Below are 18,479 nucleotides of genomic sequence, written 5' to 3'. Positions count from 1 at the left end.
CCACCGGTTCCCCTGACGACGGAAGAACCGACCGGTCCGAACCAGCATTGCCACCAAAAAGCACAAAACCCCAGGTCACGGCGAGTGAGTCCTGGGGTTTCGCAGAGCCGCTTTCGGGATTCGAACCCGAGACCTACGCATTACGAGTGCGTTGCTCTGGCCAACTGAGCTAAAGCGGCGCCGCCGAGGTTGTTCGCCCCGTGGGGCAATCATTGCCTCGGCAACGCGGGCAAGTCTACACAGTTTCGCGGGGTGCTCCGCACCGGCTGCCCGGGTGCCGCCCGACGGCGCAGGGGCCGGCGGCGCGGAGCACCCGGGCGGCCCGGTCAGGCCGAGGAGACGGCGAGCTTGGCGGCGAAACCCGCGAAGAGGACCGCGACCGCGCTGGTGAGACCGGCGGAGAGGCGCTTGCGGCGGCGAAAGGCGGTGGCCAGGCCGGTGCCGGCGAGGATCAGCGCCGAGAGGTACAGGAAGCTGAAGCTCTGCAGGATCCCGCCGAGCAGCACGAAGGAGAGCGCCGGCCGCCCGTACGAGGGGTCGACGAACTGGGTGAAGAAGGACAGCAGGAAGAGGATCGCCTTCGGGTTCAGCAGGCTGATCACCAGGGCGCGGCGGAACGGGTGCTCACCCTCCCCGGCCACCGGGTCCGGGTCCGGCCCGGCCGCTGCGGGCGCGCGGTGCTCGCGCCAGAGCGCGACGGCCGCCCGGAGCATGCCGACACCGAGCCAGAGCAGGTAGGCGGCGCCGCCGAACTTCACCACCAGGAAGACGGCCGGGTTCGCCCTGAGCAGGGAGGCGGCGCCGAGGGAGGTCAGGCTGATCAGGGTGAAGTCGCCGACGAAGACCCCGGCCGCGGCTCGGTAGCCGGTACGGATGCCCTTGCGGGCGGCGACGGACAGGACGTACAGCGAGTTCGGGCCGGGTAGCAGGACGATGACCAGGGCGCCGAGGACGTACGTCGCCAGGTTGTTGACTCCGAGCACAGGTGCTCCTACGGCGAGGGGATACCGCGGACGCGGAAACGGGGAGCCATCGTACCCGGCGCCGGGGTGGTGGTTGACGGGCGAACCGTCTCCGCGGTGGCCGACGGGTGGACCGCGACGCCGCCGGTCGGCCGTCGGGCCACCGGGTGGATCACTTCGCGCAGCGCTTGCCCTGCTCCGGGGCCTGCCCGGTCAGCAGGTAGCCGTTCACCGCGGCGTCGACGCAGGTGTTGTCCCGCCCGTAGGCGGTGTGCCCGTCCCCGTCGTAGGTGAGCAGCCGGCCCGACTCCAGTTGCCCGGCGAGCGACTGGGCCCAGGCGTACGGCGTCGCCGGGTCCCTGGTGGTGCCGACGACCACGATCGGGGCGGCCCCGGCCGCGCGGACGGTGTGCGGCGCCCCGGTCGCCGGGACCGGCCAGTACCCGCAGGCCAGTGCCATCCAGGCCATGTCACGGCCGAAGTGCGGCGAGCTCTGCTCGAAGTCCGGGACGGCCTTCGAGACGTCGGCCGGCCCGGCGAAGGGGGCGGGGAGGTCGACGCAGTTGACCGCCATGTTGGCGAACATCAGGTTCGGGTAGGAGCCGTCGGCGCCGCGGTCGTAGTAGGAGTCGGAGAGCTTGAGCAGGGCCGTCCCGTCCCCCGCCGCGGCGTCCGTGAGAGCGCTGCGCAGGCTCGGCCAGAGCATCTCCGCGTACATCGCCTCGATCACCCCTGTGGTGGCCTGCGACTCCGAGAGCAGCCGGTCGGAGTCGGTCTTCAGCGGCCGGGCGTCCACCGACCGCAGCAGGGCGTCGAGCCGCTCGCCCGCCTGCTGTTCGGTGCTGCCGACCGGGCAGCCGGAGCGCTGGACGCAGTCCTTCGCGAACGCGGCCCAGGCGGTCTCGAAGCCGCCGGCCTGGGTGCGGTTGCCGGCCGCCGCGTCGAGCGACGGGTCCATCGCGCCGTCGAGCACCACCCGGCCCACCCTGGACGGGAAGAGCCCGGCGTAGGTGGCACCGAGGTAGGTGCCGTAGGACTTCCCGACGTAGTAGAGCCGCTCGTCGCCCAGCAGGGCCCGCAGGACGTCCATGTCCCGGGCCGCCTCGACGGTGCTGACGTGGCCGAGCAGCGCCCCGGAGAGCTGCCGGCAGCCGTCCGCGAACTCCTTGTCCGCCGCCACCAGCGCGTCCGTCTCGGCCTGGTCGTCCGGGGTGATGTCGACGGCCGTGTACGCGTCCATCCGCGCACCGCTCAGGCAGCTGACGGGGCTGCTGCGGCCGACCCCGCGCGGATCGAGCCCGACCAGGTCGTAGGCGGCGCGCACGGCGGGGGTGTAGCCGTCGGCGGACGCCTCCATGTACTCGATGGCCGAGCCACCGGGGCCGCCCGGGTTCAGCAGCAGCGAGCCGATCCGTTGCGCGCCGCCGTCCGAGCGGCTCCGGGCGGCGCTGAGGGAGATGTCACCGCCCGCGGGGTGGTCGTAGTCCAGCGGCACCTTGAAGGTCGCGCACTCGAAGTGCTCGTCGCAGGGCTGCCAGTCGAGCCGCTGGCCGTAGTACGGGGCGAGGGCGGACGGCACGGCGGCCGGGAGCGGCTCCAGCGGGGTGGCCCCGGCCGCGGCGCTGCCGGACGGTGCCGGGCCGCCGGTGGGCGGACCGGACGGGGACGCCGACGGCGTGGTGGAGGGCGGCGAACCGGGATCCCGGACGCCGCCCTGCGAGGTGCAGCCGCTCAGCAGGAGCGCGCCCGCCGCCGCCAGGGCCGCGGCGGCGCGGACCGCCCGGCCGGCCCGTACCCCGGCCGCCGCTGCGGCCGGTGCTCCGGCCCGTGGTCCGGACGGCTGGGCAGGGCGCATGGGCGAGGTCCCCTCGGGTGCTGGCTGTTCGATGTCGGACAGCTCTGTACTGGCGGCTCTGTGGCGGCGACGCGGCGCCGGCGGCTCGGCGCCGGCGGCTCCGTGCTCGCACCGCTCCGCCGACGGGCCGCTCGGCCGTCGTGCCCACCGGCAGCACGGCCGGGGCGGACGGGTGTGCGGGCCGGACGGGCGTGCGTCGCGCTGATCACGAGAGTAGTGGCCAGTCTGGCAGGACCCGCGCGGGGGCGCCCGCCGTCAGGGGGCGCCACGTCAGGACGGCGGGGCCAGCGCCTCCGCGAGGTACTGCACGGCCACCCGGACGAGCCGCACCCGCTGCAGGTCGGCCGTGTAGTCCTGGACGATCTCCGAGGTCCGCACGTCGGCGCGGGCCGCCTGCCCGGTTCCGGCGTGCAGGGCGGCCTGGAGCTTGTGCACGGCGTCCAGCCCGGCCGTGTCGGCCTTCGCGGCGGCGAGCAGCAGACGCGGGGCGGTGCCCGCAGGCGCCTCGGCGCCGGCCCGGGCCAGGGCCGCCGTGTCGTACCGGCCGGAGACCGCGGCCGCGGCCCCGTACAGGTCGGGCCGGGCGAGCGCCACGGCCGCCGCGCAGGGTGCGCCGCCGTCGACGCCGAGCGCGCCCCAGCCGGCCGGCCCGGCCGGGACGGTCCGGAAGGTGGCGCTCACCGCGGCCCGCAGGGCGTCGTCGTCGGCGGAGGCGAGCGGGGCGGCGGCGAGCAGATCACAAGGGTGCGCGGTGCCGGAAGGGCCCTCGGGGGCGACCACGATGAACGCGCGGGAGCGGCCGAGCTGGACCGCTGAGGCGACGCCGTCGAACACGTCCGGCACCTCGGTGTCGGCCGTCTTCCGGGGCGAGGCGCCGTGCAGGACGATCACCGGGAAGCGGGCGGCCGGATCCTTGCCGTACTCGGCGGGCAGCCAGACCCGGACCTTGTGCGGGTGGCCGTCGCGGCCGGCCACCTCGGCCTCCTGGAGGTCCCCGCCGGCCGGGTGGCCGATGCTGGCGAAGCGGGTGACCACCGGCGTGGGCGCGGGCGCCGCCGCGGCGGGTGCCACCGCCACCGGAGCGCTCTCGCTCGGCGGCGGGGCGGCCTGCCGGGATCCGCCGGCGGCGCGCGCCTCCTCCAGGGGCGGCGGGCCGGCGGCGCGCCCGCCGACGATCCCGAGCACGGTCAACACGGCGAGCACCCCGACGAAGGCACCGCACAGGGCGGCTCCGGCGGCCCTGACCAGCATCGGCCGCCGGTCGGCGGCCAGCTCGTAGGTCTGCGCGACCCGAAGGTCCCGCCAACGCGCCAGCGCGTCTCTGGCCAGCCAGACACCACCGGCCGTGGCAACCAGCAGGGGGACGGCGAGGAGCGGACGGAGCATGGGACGCACCACCTCGGGAGGACCGGTAGCGGACGGCCGCGGCGGCCCCGGCGGTCAGCGCCGCCGGACGGGCCACGGTGTACTCGGTCCACAGGGTGCAAGACGATCGGCCGGTCGCACGCGAGCGTTCCGGGCGCGTACCCACGTTCACTCGAAGGAGCGACAACGCGCTGGGACGGCCAGGCGAAGGGGCCACCCCTCGGGTCTACCGCCGCCCGGGTCCATCACCGCGCCGGGTCCCTTCACCGCTCGGGTACGTCACCGCTCGGGTTCGCCACCGCGCCGGATCCTTCACCGCGCCGGGCCGACGGCCCTCGGCCGTGGCTCCCTCAGCCTGCTCGCAGCGCGACGGTCATCGCCTCGACCGCCAGCAGCGGGTCGACGTTGCGGTCCAGCGCGCGGCGGCAGCCGAGCACCGCCTCGATCCGGCGCAGCGTGCCCTCCGGCGGACCGGCGGCCGCGACCCGGCCGAGCGCCGGCCGCTGGTCCTCGTTGGCGAGCGAGCCGGTCGAGCCGAGCTGGATCGCCAGGACGTCGCGGTAGAAGCCCAGCAGGTCGAGCAGGGCCACACCGAGCGTTTCCCGCCTGGTCCGGGTGGCCCGGCTCTTCTGGCGCTTCTCCAGCTCCTTGACCGCCCCGGCCATCCCGCGCGGCGCCTTGGAGCCCTCCGCCGCGCCGTACGCGGCCTTGAGGTCGTCCGTCTCCCGGGCGTCCTGGGTCTCGGCGAGGGCCTCGGCGTCGGCCTTGGCGGTGTCCACCAGCCGCTGGGCCGCGGCCAGGCAGCCGCCGATGTCGGCGACCTCCAGGGGAATCCGCAGGACGTCCGTCCGGCGCGTCCTGGCCTGCTCGTCGACCGCCAGGCGCCGGGCCCGTTCGATGTCGCCCTGTCCGGCCAGGGCGGCCAGCCGGGCGGTCTCCGGGGCGACACCGTCGCGGCGGACCAGCATGTCGGCCACCGCCTCGGCCGCGGGCGTACGCAGCACCAGCAGCCGCGAGCGCGAGCGGATGGTCGGCAGCACGTCCTGGACCGACGGTGCGCAGAGCAGCCAGACGGTGCGCGGGGACGGCTCCTCGACGGCCTTGAGCAGTGCGTTGGCCGCGGCCTCGGTGAGCCGGTGGGCCGCGTCGATCATGATCACCGACCAGCGGCCGCCGGTCGGATAGCTGGAGGCGCGCAGCACCAGTTCGCGCATGTCGCGCACGCTGATGGACAGGCCGTCCGTCCGGACGAACTTCACGTCGGCGTGGCTGCCGGCCTGCACGGTGTGGCAGCCGTCGCAGAAGCCGCAGCCGGGCGTGCCGCCCAGGTCGAGATCGGGACTGGTGCACTGGAGGGCGGCGGCGAACGCGCGCGCGGCGGTCGTCTGGCCGGCCCCGGGCGGCCCGGTGAACAGCCAGGCGTGCGTCATCAGGGAGGCGTTGGCCCCGGCGGACGGGCCGGCGCCACGACCGGCCAGGACCGTTGCCCTGGCCGCCCCGGCGGCGGCGGTCAGCTGCTCGACCACCCGCTCCTGGCCCACCAGGTCGTCCCAGACGGCCACCGCTGCTCCCAACCCGTTCTCGTCCCGACGGCTTCGCCCCGCGGGGTTCCGCTCGCGGTCGAGCATACGTGGCCGGTACGACGGCGGGTGGCGCCCGAGTACCGGGCACCACCCACCGTCAGTTCTCGGCCGCGGCCGCCACCGGCGCCGTCCTCGCGCCGGCCGCCGGCTCAGCGGCGCCGCTTGCGGCCCTTGCCGCGACCGTCCTCGTCGTCCTCCGGGCCGGACTCCCAGTGCGCCCACTCCTCGCGGGAGCCGAGCAGGGTGTCCGTGAGGCTCGGGAGGTCGTCCATCGGGGTCTCCTCGGCCCAGGAGGGTCGCGGACGCGCCTCCGGCTCGGGCGCCTGCTCCTCGACCACCGGCATCTCCCGGGTCCGGTCGGCGGGCGGGGCCGGGGTGATCCTGGGCAGCACCGAGGTCCGGTCGGCGGCGCCGGCTATGCCGGGTTCCGCGTCGTCCGACGAGCCGGCGTCCGAGGACGGTACCCGGGGCAGCACCGCGGTCTCGTCGGCGGCCGGGGCGGGCGCGGCGGTGGGCGTGGGCGTAGCGGTAGGCGTGGGCGTGGGCGCGGTGGTGGACGCGGGGCCGCCGGTCTTGGCCCGCTCGGCCTCGGCAGCCGCCCGGACCGCGGCCTGCCGGTCACGCTCGGAGATCTCCTGGGTCACGTCCCCGGCCCCGACCTGCGGCAGCTCCGCGGTCACGGACTCCGGCGCGGCCTTCGCAGCGGCGGCGGCGGTGGCAGCGGCGGCGGCAGCAGTGGCGGCAGCCTCGGCCTCGGCCTGTGCCACCCGGGTCTGCTCGGCCCGCTGGAGCGCCTCCTCGGCCCGCCGGCGCTGCTCGGCCCGCTGCAGCTCGCGCTGGCGCTGGAGCTCGGCCTGCGCGGCCGCCTCCGCCTCCAGCCGCTCCCGCTCGGCGGCCTCGACCGCCTGTCGGGCCTCCTCCGCGGCCTTCAGCCGGGCCAGCTCCTCGGCCCGCTCACGGGCCTCCTGCTCGGCCTTGGCCCTGGCCTCCTCGGCGGCCTTGCGGGCCGCCTCCGCGGCGACCCGGTCGGTCTCCTCCTTCGCCAGCCGGTCCTTCTCCGCCTTCTCGGCCCGCAGCTGCTCCAGCAGCGCGAGACGCTTGCGCTCGGCGGTCTCGGCCTCGGCCTTCAGCCGGGCCTCGTCCGCGGCCCGGCGGGCGGCCTCCTCCCGGGCGAGGCGCTCCTGCTCGACCCGAGCGGCCCGCTCCTGTGCGGAGAGCGGCAGCTCGCGGTCGAGCCGGTGGCGGATCGCGGTGGTGACGAAACCGGGCTGCCGGCTGCCGTCGACCACCAGGTAGCGCGAGGGGTCGGCGGCCGCGAGGGCGAGGAAACCGGACCGGACCCGCTGGTGGAACTCGGTCGGCTCGGACTCCAGCCGGTCCAGCGCCTCGGTGAACCGCTCGCGGGCCGCACTCGGGTCGACGTCCAGCACCACGGTCAGATCGGGGACGAGACCGCCGGTCGCCCAGCGGGAGATCCGGGCCACCTCGGTGGCGGCCAGATCACGGCCGGCGCCCTGGTAGGCGATCGAGGAGTCCATGTAGCGGTCGGTGATGACCACGGCGCCGCGCGCCAGCGCCGGCCGGATCACGTTCTCGACGTGCTCGGCGCGGTCGGCGGCGTAGATCAGCGCCTCCGCCCGGTGCGAGAGGCCGGTGTTGCCGACGTCCAGAACGAGGCCGCGCAGCCGCTGTCCGACCGGGCTGCCGCCCGGCTCACGGGTGAGCACGACCTCGTGGCCCTTGCTGCGGATCCACTCCGCGAGGGCCTGCGACTGGGTGGACTTGCCGGCTCCGTCGCCGCCCTCCAGGGCGATGAAGTAGCCGCCGCCGGTGGTGCGGTGCGGGGCCGGGCCCGTCGCGCCGCGAACCGCGTCGAGGAGATCCCGGCCGAACGGGGCGGTGCCGCGCCGGTCGTCGGTCTTCAGCAGCACCACGGCCGCGAGCACGAGGGTGAGCAGCCCGGTGGTGCCGACCGCGAGGGCGGCGCCGCCGTGGACGAAGGTGAAGCCGCCGGGCCTGACGGAGCCCAGCTCGACGTCGCCGTACGCGGCGGCGATCAGCGGCACGACCACCAGCGCGGCGGCCACCACGACCCGCAGCACCGCGTAGAGGTGGTCGGTGACCGTGGGCAGCCGGATCTCCTCGACCTCCTGCGCGAGCAGGGTGCGGCCGGCGGAGACGACGATCCCGGCGGCCAGCCCGGCCAGGCCGGTCAGCAGCAGGACCAGCACGAAGTCCAGCACCAGGCCGGCCAGGATCAGCGTCACGCCCTCGACCAGCAGGGCCAGCGCGAGCAGCCGGCGGCGGGAGAGCGCGGGCAGGGTGGCCCGGGTCAGCCGCAGGCCGAGGGCCGGGGCTCCGGTGGCGGCGAGCACGATCAGGGCGTAGCCGATCGGCCCGGCGCGGTGCTCGGCGGCGGTCAGCAGGGCGAGCGCGGCGACGCCGGCCGAGGAGGCGCAGGCCGCGGCGACCGCGAAGGTGAAGTAGGGGGCGGAGCCGGTGCGGCCCTTCTTCAGCGCCGGGCCGGCGCTCGCGTCGGTCGGGGCGCGCAGCCCCCGCAGCAGCGGCTGCGCCGTGCGTGCGACCGGCCCGGTGGGCAGGTCCTGCAGGTACGTCAGGGCCGCGGAGGTGACGAGGAGCGCCGCCGCGCCGAGGGCGCCGAAGGTCATCTGGTGGGCACGGAGCCAGTCCGAGCCGAGCGCCGCGACGACGTTGTTGAGAAGGGTGAGCAGCACCAGCGCGGCGGCGCCGAGCGGCACGGTGATCCAGTCGGTGCGCCGGTCCAGGGTGCGAACGGTGTCGAGATTCGCGGAGGACGGCCGCTGATCGGCGAGCGGGGCGTAGGGGTTCACCGGGGGCAGCAGCCCGGGGGCGGCGGCGCCCTTGGCGATCGTCCAGATCCGCTCAGCCGCACCGGTGACGAAGACGGTGGCCAGCAGCGCGAAGGTCGCGGTGGCGGGCGCCAGCTTCGTCACGGTGGCGGGGAACCAGACCAGCCACCAGGGAGCGACGCCGATCAGCACCGCGCGCAGCGCGTCGGTGCCCAGCAGCGTCCAGCGGCGGTCCAGACCGGCTCCGGCCAGGCGGCTGAGCGGTCCGAGCAGCACGACGCCGAACAGCAGGGTCGAGACCAGCCGGGCCGCGAACACGGCGGCCACCGCGAACGCCAGGCTGCGCGGGAGGTCGCCGAACTGCCGTCCGAGGGCGGCGGCGACCACCGTCAGCGCGAGCAGCACCAGCAGGCCGAGCCGGTCCGCGGTGCCGCCGATCAGCTGGGTCGCCCACAACCGGCGGTAGGGGCGCAGGCGGAGCAGTGCGCGGGCCCGTTCACCGGGGCTCCCGGCCGGGGTCACCTCGGGGAGGTCGGGCGCGGCTGCTCTCGCATCCGCGGGCGCGCTGGGGGTGGGCTGCTCCTCGCTCGTCATACGGTCAGCGTAGCGGTCGCCGGTGGCCGGAAAACGGCCGAGTGGGCCTCCGGATGCCCGTCATTGCACGGTTGTGACGCTTCGGGGACAGAGCGCGGGCCCGCACCTCCGACCGGAGGTACGGGCCCGCACCGACTGCTGTCGACCTGTCAGCTCTCCTCGGAGGAGGCCGTCTTCTTCGCCGCGACCTTCTTGGCCGCCGTCTTGGCGGTGGTGGTGGCGGTCTTCTTGGCGACCGTCTTCTTGGCCGCCGTCTTCTTCGCGGTGGTGGTCGTCTTCGCGGCCGTCTTGGTGGCGGTGGCCTTCTTGGCCGGTGCCTTCTTGGCGACCTTCTTCACCGGCCCGCGGGCCCGCTTCTCGGCCAGCAGCTCGTAGCCGCGCTCCGGCGTGAGGGTCTCGACCTCGTCGTCCTTGCGCAGGGTCGCGTTGGTCTCGCCGTCGGTGACGTAGGCGCCGAACCGGCCGTCCTTCACCACCACCGGACGCTCGCTCACCGGGTCGGTGCCGAGCTCCTTGAGCGGCGGGGCGGCGGCCGCCCGGCCGCGCAGCTTGGGCTGGGCGTAGATGGCCAGCGCCTCGTCGAGGGTGATGCCGAGGATCTGCTCCTCGCTGGTCAGCGAGCGCGAGTCGGTGCCGCGCTTGAGGTACGGCCCGAACTTGCCGTTGTACGCGACGATCTCCTGGCCCTCGGGGTCGGTGCCGACCACCCGGGGGATGGAGAGCAGCCTGAGCGCGTCCTCCAGCGTCATGGTGTCCAGCGCCATCGTCTTGAAGAGCGAGGCGGTCCGCGGCTTGACCGCGTTCTTCCCGGTCTTCGGCGTGCCCTCGGGCAGGATCTCGGTGACGTACGGACCGTAACGGCCGGACTTGGCGACGACCGGGTTGCCGCTGACCGGGTCGGTGCCCAGTTCGAAGTCGCCGCTGGGCTTGGCCAGCAGCTCCTCGGCCAGCTCGACGGTCAGCTCGTCCGGCGGCAGCTCGTCCGGGATGTCGGCACGCTGGCCGGGCTCGCCCTCGACCTGCGAGGCCTTCTCCACGTACGGGCCGTAGCGGCCGACCCGCAGCGTGATGTCGTCGCTGATCTTGAACGAGCTGATCTCGCGGGCGTCGATCGCCCCCAGGTCGGTGACCAGTTCCTTCAGACCCCCGAGGTGGTCGCCGTCGCCGTTGCCGGCCTCGGCCGCGCCGCCGACGGCGTGGCCCTCGCCCTCACCGAAGTAGAAGCGCTTGAGCCACGGCACGGACTTCGCCTCACCGGCGGCGATCCGGTCGAGGTCGTCCTCCATCCGCGCGGTGAAGTCGTAGTCGACGAGCCGGCCGAAGTGCTTCTCCAGCAGGTTGACCACCGCGAAGGAGAGGAACGACGGGACGAGCGCCGTGCCCTTCTTGAAGACGTACTTGCGGTTGATGATCGTGTCGATGATCGACGCGTAGGTCGACGGCCGGCCGATCTCCCGGTCCTCCAGCTCCTTGACCAGCGAGGCCTCGGTGTAGCGGGCCGGCGGCTTGGTCGAGTGGCCCTCGGAGTTGAGCTGCTCCGCGGAGAGCGGGTCGCCCTGGGTGACCTGCGGCAGGCGCCGCTCGCGGTCGTCCAGCTCGGCGTTCGGGTCGTCCGCGCCCTCGACGTAGGCCTTGAGGAAGCCGTGGAACGTGATGATCTTGCCGGACGCGGAGAACTCCACGTCCCGGCCGTCCGAGGACGCGCCGCCGACCTTGACCGTCACGGACTGCCCGACCGCGTCCTTCATCTGGGAGGCGACGGTGCGCATCCAGATCAGCTCGTAGAGCCGGAACTCGTCGCTGCTCAGACCGGTCTCGGCCGGGGTGCGGAAGCGGTCGCCGGAGGGGCGGATCGCCTCGTGCGCCTCCTGCGCGTTCTTGACCTTGCTGGCGTACGTCCGCGGGGCGTCCGGCAGGTAGTCGGCTCCGTAGAGCTGCGTGACCTGGGCCCGGGCGGCGGAGATCGCCGTGTCCGAGAGCGTGGTGGAGTCGGTACGCATGTAGGTGATGAAGCCGTTCTCGTACAGCTTCTGGGCCACCTGCATGGTGCGCTTCGCGCCGAAGCCCAGCTTGCGGCTGGCCTCCTGCTGGAGCGTGGTGGTGCGGAACGGCGCGTACGGCGAGCGGCGGTAAGGCTTGGACTCGACGCTGCGGACGCTGAACGCGGTCTGCTCCAGGGCGGCGGCCAGCGCACGGGCAGCCTGCTCGTCGAGGTGCAGGGTACTGGCGCTCTTGATCTGCCCGTCCGGGCCGAAGTCACGGCCGCTGGCGATCCGCCTGCCGTCGACGGTGGACAGCCGGGCGCCGAAACTCTCCGGATTCGCGGCGTCGGCGGCGGTGCGGCCGGTCGCGAACGTGCCCGTGAGGTCCCAGTAGGAGGCGGTGCGGAACGCGATCCGCTCCCGCTCCCGCTCGACCACCAGGCGGGTCGCCACGGACTGGACCCGGCCCGCCGACAGCTTCGGCATGACCTTCTTCCACAGGACCGGCGAGACCTCGTAGCCGTAGAGGCGGTCGAGGATACGACGGGTCTCCTGGGCGTCGACCAGGCGCTGGTTCAACTCACGCGGGTTGTTGACGGCCTCCTGGATCGCGGCCTTGGTGATCTCGTGGAAGACCATCCGGTGCACCGGCACCTTGGGCTTCAGCACCTGCTGGAGGTGCCACGCGATGGCCTCGCCCTCGCGGTCCTCATCGGTGGCCAGGAAGAGTTCGTCGGACTCCTTGAGCAACGCCTTCAGCTTGGAAACCTGCGACTTCTTGTCCGCGTTCACCACATAGATGGGAGCGAAGTCGTGGTCGACGTCGACTCCGAGCCGGCGAACCTCGCCGGTGTACTGGTCGGGGACCTCGGCGGCCGTGCCGGGCAGGTCGCGGATGTGCCCGACGCTCGCCTCGACGATGTAGCCGGGGCCGAGATAGCCCTTGATCGTCTTCGCCTTGGCCGGCGACTCGACAATCACGAGTCGCTGGCCGTTGGGCGCGGTCTCGCTGCTCGGGGACACCTTCGCTCTTCTCTCCCGGTCGTTACGTGAGCTGGTCGGCGCGGGCAGTACGGATGCCGCTCCGCCCGACCTCACCACCGTCCGGGGCTGCCGCTGCGCGACGACCCCACCAGCGGAGTGTGACCGTACCCCGGCCACCCTTGTCAAACGGACGGATCGCACTTTTTCACCGGCAAGGCCGCCCGACGCCACTCGAACGGTAACCCGATGATGGAGGATCGTGCCGCGCAGAGGGGGTGCTTCGGCGGGTTTCAGTAGGATGGGATGACAGATTTCAGAATCTGTCATCGCGATAACCGGCGGTCGACGGCTGTCTCGCAGCGGCCGCGCGGGCCGTAGGTCGGCGGGTCGCAGGCGGGTCGCGGAGGCGTGGCGGACGGATGGCGGAGGGATGGCGGACGGCTCGCTGACGGGCCCCGGACTGGTCGCGGACGGGTGGCGGCCGTGCGTCGACCGCCACGGGATCGTCCGGTACGAGACGGCATCGGCTGCCGGGAGGCACCGGCGAAGCCTGCGGCTGGACGGTACGAGGGCGCCGGGACGCCGGGACTCCAGGCGGTCGCGGCCACCGGAGGGCCCGGGTCCGGACTGCCCGACTGCCGGACCGTTGACCGCCGGACCGCCGGACCGCCGGACTGGCGGACTCGCGGACTCGCGGGCTGGCGGACTCGCGGGCTGCCGACCCGCCGGACCGCCGGGTCTACGAACCAGGCTCGGAGCAGGTGCGTCCGACCGGCGCGGGTCCGCCCGGGCAGACCCCTCAGCCGGACGCGAGGGAGGCCAGCAGTGCGAGGCCGCCCAGCAGGCTCGCGGCGCCCAGCACCACCCAGAACCCGTCCACCAGCAGCGTCGACCCGCTCTCCCCGGCGATCAGCACCACCCGGCTCGGGCGCCGGGGATCGTATGCCACCTGCACCGTCGTACCGACGCCGAACCGGGCCGGGCGCCGCAACGGCGTGTGCCCACGTGGCCGGGTGACGACGGCTTCGCTACGGCCCCCCGCCCCGACGGTCATGAGGCCCGCCAGCTGCGGGCCACCCACCGAGGGCAGGGTGGCGAAGGCCAGCAACGGTGCGCTGTCCAGCGCGCCGTGGGCGTCGCCGTCCGCGACCACCTGGGCCGGGACCGGCACACCGACCCGCCGCAGACGGTGGCGAAGACGCACTTCACAGGCGCACCAGAACAGCAGTGCGCCTCCGAAGAGCGCCAGTACGACCCCCGCCGCCATCCCCGTGGGTGTCTCCACCGCAGCGCTCCCCCGCTCTGTCCACAGCCGATCCGGTTCCGGGATCGCCGTCCACAGCCTGTGGACAGAGATTCCGACGGAGAGAGCGTCGCAGTGCGGGGACAACGCCCGACCGACGTCCGCCGTACGGGAGCCGAACCGACGGGGGCGGGAACGTGAACGGCAACCGGCGCGGCGGGGCACGCCGGAGCGGCACGCGTGGGCGGAGCGGGACACGCATGCGGAGCGGCGAGCGCGCCGGAGTGGGACGGGGTGGAGCGGCGAGCGCGCCGGAGCGGGACGGGATGGAACGGGACGGGATGGAGCGGCGAGCGCGGCGGCCGTCCGGCCGGGCGCGATCGGCCGGCCTCCGGGCCGACCGGCTGCGTGCATCAGCCGGACACCCCGAGGGCCGCCGGCTCCGGGCTCAGCCGACCGCTCCGAGAGCCGCCGGCTCCACGAACCCCTGCTCGGTCAGCAGCCGCAGCGACTGCGGTACCTGATCCCGCAGGACCACCCGGTCCTCGTCCAGCAGGTGGGCGATCGCGTCCACGATCTCGCCGGCCGTCAGGCTCCCGTCGCAGGCCCCGACGAAGCCGGCGCCCACCGTGTCGACCTTCGTCGCCCGGCGCATGCCGCGGTTGTGGCGCAGGATCACGTGCTCCGGGTCCTCCGCGCCGGGGCGGCCGATCTGCTCCTGGTCGACGTCCGCGGACAGCACGTACCGGGTGTCCAGCAGCCCCGCGTCGTCGTGGGAGTGGAGGAAGTCCTGCCGGGCGAACCAGTTCTCGATGTGCGGGCCGAGCGGCTGCTCGACGGAGTGCGGCCACTCCTCCACCCGTACGGTCGGGCTCTGCGAGCCGCCCGCCCGCAGCGTGATCCAGCCGAAGCCGATGCCCTCTACGTCCGCCGCCTCGAAGGCGTCCAGCCACTCGCCGTACCGGGCCTGGTAGTCACCGCCCGGACCGCGGTGATCGCCACCGTCGCGCAGCCACAGTTCGGCGTACTGCGCGACGTCCTGGACCTCCCGCTGGACGACCCAGGCGTCCAACCCGGTTCCCGCCACCCAGCCGGCCAGCCGGTCGTGCCAGTCCTCGCCCCTGACGTGCTGCCAGTTCGCGAGCAGCTGGCAGTAGCCGCCCGGCTCCAGGTGCGCGGCGGCGCCCCGGACGATGCGGCGGCAGAGGTCGTCGCCGGCCATCCCGCCGTCGCGGTAGGTGAAGCGACTGCCGGGCGAGATGACGAACGGCGGATTGGAGACGATCAGGTCGAACTTCCGGTCATCGACCGGCTCGAAGAGACTGCCCTCGGCCGTGGCGGTGTTGTCGAAGCCGGACAGCGCCAGGGTCAGCTCGGTGAAGCGCAGGGCACGCGGGTTGAGGTCGGTGGCGGTGACCCGCTGCGCGTGGCGCGCGGCGTGCAGGGCCTGCACGCCGGAGCCGGCGCCCAGGTCGAGCGCCGCCCGCACGGGGCGGCGGACCGCGATGTTCGCCAGCGTGGTGGACGCCCCGCCCACGCCGAGCACCAGTTCCTTGCGCGCCACGCCGTGCGCGGTCTCCCCCGAGCCGATCCCGCCCGCTCCGCCGACGGAACAGCCCAGGTCGGACACCACCCAGGCGTCCGAACTCGGCAGGCCGGCGACCTCGTTGGCGTACGGGCGGACGTCCACGGTGGCCCGCACCAGATCTCCGTCGGGCCGAAGCCAGCCGTCGGCGAGGCAGTCCTCGACGGGAAGCGCGGCGGCGGCCGCCGCGTACGGCACGGGCTGTTGCAGCAGGAACAGCCGCACCAGTGTCTCCAGCGGGCTGCCTCCCCGGGTGGCACGCAGGGCGGGCACAGCCTCGCTGCGTGCCAACGCCGCGTAGCCGGTGGGCCCGAGCAGGTCGAGGCAGCCGTCCGCGGTGTACGAGGCGGCGAGCAGCGCCTCGCGCAGCTTGGCGAGACGGGTCGGGTCAGGAAGAGGGCTACTGGTCACCCGCCCATTGTCTCGCGGTCGCCGCCCCCGGCCGACGTGGCGCGCGCCGGTCGACCGGGGTGGCGGCGGTGGACTGCACCGGTCACGGGTGTGGACGGCGCGGGAGGACGGCGGACGGCGGACGGCGGACGGCGGACGGCGGACGGCGGACGGCGGACGGCGGACGGCGGACGGCGGACGGCGGACTGGCCGACTGGCGGCGGCGGTGCGGGGCGTCAGCCGGCCGAGGCGGTGGGCGAGGACGGAGCGGTGGCGGTGGCGGTGGGCGAGGACGGTGACGCTGCCGGGGCACCGGCGTCGGTGGCGGTGGCGGACGGGGATGCGCCGTCCGCAGCCGGTGTTCCTGCCGCTCCCGGGGTAGCGCCGGGGGTGGTTACGGTGCCGTCTACCGCAGCGGGGCTCCCGGACGCGGGGCTCCCGGACGCGGCGTTCGCGCCGGCGGGGACGGGCTTGCAGCCGGGCTGCTTCGCCATCGCCGCTCCGAGCTCGCCGGTCTGGAGCTTGTTCTGGGCCTGCGTCGAGAGCGTCGCCAGCTGCTGCACCTGGTCACCGACACTGCGCAGACCGTCCGCGAACTTCGCCTGGTCCGTGGTGGGCAGTGCGTCCAGCTTCTTCTGGACGTCCAGGTAGCCCTGCGCGGCCCGGTTCAGCTCGTCGACGGCGTCCTTCTGCAGGCCGGCGCCGTTGTCGACCTTGGGCGCGCCGGCCTTGTCGATGGCCTCGGCGATCTGCTGGTTGGTCTTGGCCAGCCGGGCGACGTCGGCGGAGAGCCGCTTCTGCAGATCGGCCGGCACCTCGGCCGCCTTGACCTGGCCGGTGTCACCCAGAGCGGCCTGCGCCTGGGCGATCGGGTCCTTGGCCGCGTCGCAGACACCCGTCGCCCAGGCGTTCTGCTGAGCGCTGTTGTCACCGCCGCACCCGACGGCGCCGAGCGCGAGCAGTGCGCCCAGCGCGGGTACGGCCAGCTGTCGCTTGTTCACCGGGAGAGCCCTTTCGGTTGCGGTCGTCGAACAGCGAACCTACACGGCCCCCGTTCGCAACTGCTCCGTCCCCGCTCAGGGCCGGTGCCCGACGGCGCCCGGTCCGTCCGGCGGCGAGTCCCCTTCGGCGCCCGGCCCGCTCGCTCCCGGCTCAGGCCCGCTCGACCCGGATCGCATCGCCCGGCCGGACCGTGCGCAGCACCTTCGCGTCACCCTCCAGCGCGCCCAGGACGTTGCAAGGGCCGGCCAGCCTGCAGTCGCCGGCCCGCGAGACGGACGTCGGCCCGTACGGCAGCGCCGGGCTGTCCCCGTCCGTCCAGAAGGTCACGACGCCCGGCTCGACCACCACCTGGGCGTGCGCCTCCTGCGGCACGCTGATCGGGGTACCGAAGTACACCTCTTCGCCCCAGGTGTTCGCCGAGGAACTGAGGGGCAGTACGTCCCAGAGGGCCTCGGCGGTGGGTGTCCGCTTCAAGGTGGCCATCGCCTCGGCAGTGAGTGTCCGCTTCAAGGTGGCCGTCGCCTCGGCGGCAGGCCAAAGGATGCGTATCCGCTGGGTGCTCCCCCCTCAATTCCGACGGATCCGATCCGATCGCCCCAGAGAGCAGAGAACCGCCGGATTCAACAATCTGTCAACCATGACCGGATGCGCGAGCCCTGGCCCCGACAGGGCCGGCGCGCCACCACGGCAGCTACGGCACCCACGGCGACCGTGGCATGGAGGGGGAGGGGGGAGGACACCGACGGCGGGCCCGGCACGCAGGACAGGGCCAACAAGGGCGCGGGCGTGGCAAAGGGCCGCGGGGAGCATGCCCGGCGGGGACGGGTACGGCCGGACGCCGGGCATGGCAAGGACGCCGCGGCCGGGTGAGGGCACACCCCGGACGCGGTCACACCGGCGGGCGCACACCAGCGCCAAAACCCCGCGCACTCGAGGTGGCTGGCGGGCGCGACCGAGCAGCACGGCACGGCGAGCAGGCCCGCAGCCGGCCCACGTCCTCGTGGACGTGTGCTCGCAAGAGCGGCGTCGGAACGGAAGCTCTGAAGACAGTCGGCGCTCAGCGCGCCAGCGCGTCGACCGATACCGGCCAGCTCATCCGGACCAGACCGCCACTCACACCGGCGCTGACCTCAAGATCCTCGACCAGGCCACTGATCACGGCGAGACCGAGCGCGTCCTCGTCGGCGTCGTCCAGGGCACCGGGCCCCGGAACGGCCAGCGGGCCGGCCTCGTCCTCGACCTCGATGAGGAAACGCTTCTCCTGGTCGGTAAGAGCCACCCGGACGGCGCCCGTAAGCCCGGCACGCTGGTGAAGGCCCACCGCGCGGGAGCACGCCTCGCCGACCGCGAGTCGCACCTCGTCGAGCACCGACTCGTCGACTCCGGCACGTCTTGCCACCGCCGCGGCCACCAGCCGGGCTGTGCGCACGTGCTCGGGAAGCGCACTGAATCGAAGTTCGACCGTTGCCATGTCTCCCCCTCGGGATTCTCCGACCACGAGCCGGCCAGGCCGGCCCCGAGGGCCGACCACGGCCGACCCCTTGTGGGGGCGACGGGACCGGTCGGTCCCGTCGCCCCACCCAGCGGAATCAGTCGGTCGCCTCGACCGCGTCGTCCACCGAGGTGTGGATCGGGAAAACCTTGGTGAGACCGGTGATCCGGAAGATCTTCAGAATGCGCTCCTGGTTGCACACCAGGCGCAGCGAACCCTCATGTGCCCGAACTCGCTTGAGCCCGCCCACCAGGACGCCGAGACCGGTCGAGTCGAGGAAGTCCACGCCCTCCATGTCGACAACCAAGTGGTAGTTGCCGTCGTTGACGAGCTCGACCAGCTGCTCACGCAGCTTCGGGGCGGTGTACACATCGATCTCGCCGCCAACCTCGACGACCGTGCGATCGCCGACTGTACGGGTCGACAGGGACAGGTCCACGGAACCTCCAGCACCTTGCCTTGCTACGTCATTGCGATCTTCGGCCTTACGGCCGCCACCGCGTGGCCGCGAGCCTGGGCGCGCCGAACAAGCACGCGGCGAGCCTCGACACTGCGACCCTCGGCCATGTGGCCGTTACGGCTTCATTCAACCACCTGCGGCCATGCCCGCA

12 protein-coding genes and 1 tRNA gene are annotated in these 18,479 nt (G+C 74.0%); all 13 read right to left on the bottom strand.

Annotated features, from left to right (window positions below; translation table 11 throughout):
* Positions 1–105: 105 nt before the first annotated feature.
* Positions 106–179, bottom strand: a tRNA-Thr gene (locus tag OG823_RS18840).
* A 147-nt stretch (positions 180–326) separates the two neighbouring features.
* Positions 327–983, bottom strand: coding sequence for a leucine efflux protein LeuE (gene leuE, locus OG823_RS18835; RefSeq protein WP_371480755.1), 657 nt, complete (start codon positions 981–983; stop codon positions 327–329).
* Between the two features lie 151 nt (positions 984–1,134).
* Positions 1,135–2,817, bottom strand: a complete 1,683-nt coding sequence (locus OG823_RS18830) for an alpha/beta hydrolase (RefSeq protein WP_371480754.1) — start codon at positions 2,815–2,817, stop codon at positions 1,135–1,137.
* A 270-nt stretch (positions 2,818–3,087) separates the two neighbouring features.
* The gene (locus OG823_RS18825) at positions 3,088–4,203 is read right to left on the bottom strand and encodes a hypothetical protein (RefSeq protein ID WP_371480753.1); all 1,116 of its coding nucleotides are present in this window, start codon (positions 4,201–4,203) and stop codon (positions 3,088–3,090) included.
* A 329-nt stretch (positions 4,204–4,532) separates the two neighbouring features.
* Positions 4,533–5,744 carry a DNA polymerase III subunit delta' gene (locus OG823_RS18820; RefSeq protein WP_371480752.1) on the bottom strand — a complete coding sequence of 404 codons (1,212 nt, stop codon included), beginning with the start codon at positions 5,742–5,744 and terminating at the stop codon, positions 4,533–4,535.
* 170 nt (positions 5,745–5,914) lie between these two features.
* Positions 5,915–9,190 carry a dTMP kinase gene (gene tmk / locus OG823_RS18815; RefSeq protein WP_371480751.1) on the bottom strand — a complete coding sequence of 1,092 codons (3,276 nt, stop codon included), beginning with the start codon at positions 9,188–9,190 and terminating at the stop codon, positions 5,915–5,917.
* Between the two features lie 149 nt (positions 9,191–9,339).
* Positions 9,340–12,195, bottom strand: a complete 2,856-nt coding sequence (gene topA / locus OG823_RS18810; RefSeq protein WP_371480750.1) for a type I DNA topoisomerase — start codon at positions 12,193–12,195, stop codon at positions 9,340–9,342.
* A 760-nt stretch (positions 12,196–12,955) separates the two neighbouring features.
* Complete coding sequence (locus OG823_RS18805) at positions 12,956–13,441, bottom strand: DUF3592 domain-containing protein (RefSeq protein WP_371480749.1); 486 nt, start codon at positions 13,439–13,441, stop codon at positions 12,956–12,958.
* Between the two features lie 406 nt (positions 13,442–13,847).
* Entirely contained in the window at positions 13,848–15,395 is a 1,548-nt protein-coding gene (locus tag OG823_RS18800; RefSeq protein ID WP_371480748.1) for a methyltransferase, read from the bottom strand.
* 215 nt (positions 15,396–15,610) lie between these two features.
* Entirely contained in the window at positions 15,611–16,375 is a 765-nt protein-coding gene (locus tag OG823_RS18795; protein WP_371480747.1) for a small secreted protein, read from the bottom strand.
* Positions 16,376–16,526: 151 nt separating this feature from the next.
* Positions 16,527–16,859, bottom strand: coding sequence for a cyclophilin-like family protein (locus tag OG823_RS18790; RefSeq protein ID WP_371480746.1), 333 nt, complete (start codon positions 16,857–16,859; stop codon positions 16,527–16,529).
* 574 nt (positions 16,860–17,433) lie between these two features.
* Positions 17,434–17,847: an ATP-binding protein gene (locus OG823_RS18785; RefSeq protein ID WP_371480745.1), complete on the bottom strand. Its 414-nt coding sequence runs from the start codon at positions 17,845–17,847 to the stop codon at positions 17,434–17,436.
* 118 nt (positions 17,848–17,965) lie between these two features.
* The gene (gene bldG, locus OG823_RS18780) at positions 17,966–18,307 is read right to left on the bottom strand and encodes an anti-sigma factor antagonist BldG (RefSeq protein ID WP_371480744.1); all 342 of its coding nucleotides are present in this window, start codon (positions 18,305–18,307) and stop codon (positions 17,966–17,968) included.
* Between the last annotated feature and the right edge of the window lie 172 nt (positions 18,308–18,479).

This window comes from Kitasatospora sp. NBC_00315, assembly GCF_041435095.1.
GTDB lineage: Bacteria > Actinomycetota > Actinomycetes > Streptomycetales > Streptomycetaceae > Kitasatospora.
The sequence above is the reverse complement of the archived record's forward strand: the minus strand, read 5'-3'. Positions and strand labels throughout refer to the sequence as shown.

Excerpts from the sequence above, each read along its gene's own strand:
- OG823_RS18830 (WP_371480754.1), bottom strand. The coding sequence starts at position 2,817 with ATGCGCCCTGCCCAGCCGTCCGGACCACGGGCCGGAGCACCGGCCGCA.
- OG823_RS18825 (WP_371480753.1), bottom strand. The coding sequence starts at position 4,203 with ATGCTCCGTCCGCTCCTCGCCGTCCCCCTGCTGGTTGCCACGGCCGGT.
- tmk (WP_371480751.1), bottom strand. The coding sequence starts at position 9,190 with ATGACGAGCGAGGAGCAGCCCACCCCCAGCGCGCCCGCGGATGCGAGA.
- OG823_RS18790 (WP_371480746.1), bottom strand. The coding sequence starts at position 16,859 with ATGGCCACCTTGAAGCGGACACCCACCGCCGAGGCCCTCTGGGACGTA.
- OG823_RS18785 (WP_371480745.1), bottom strand. The coding sequence starts at position 17,847 with ATGGCAACGGTCGAACTTCGATTCAGTGCGCTTCCCGAGCACGTGCGC.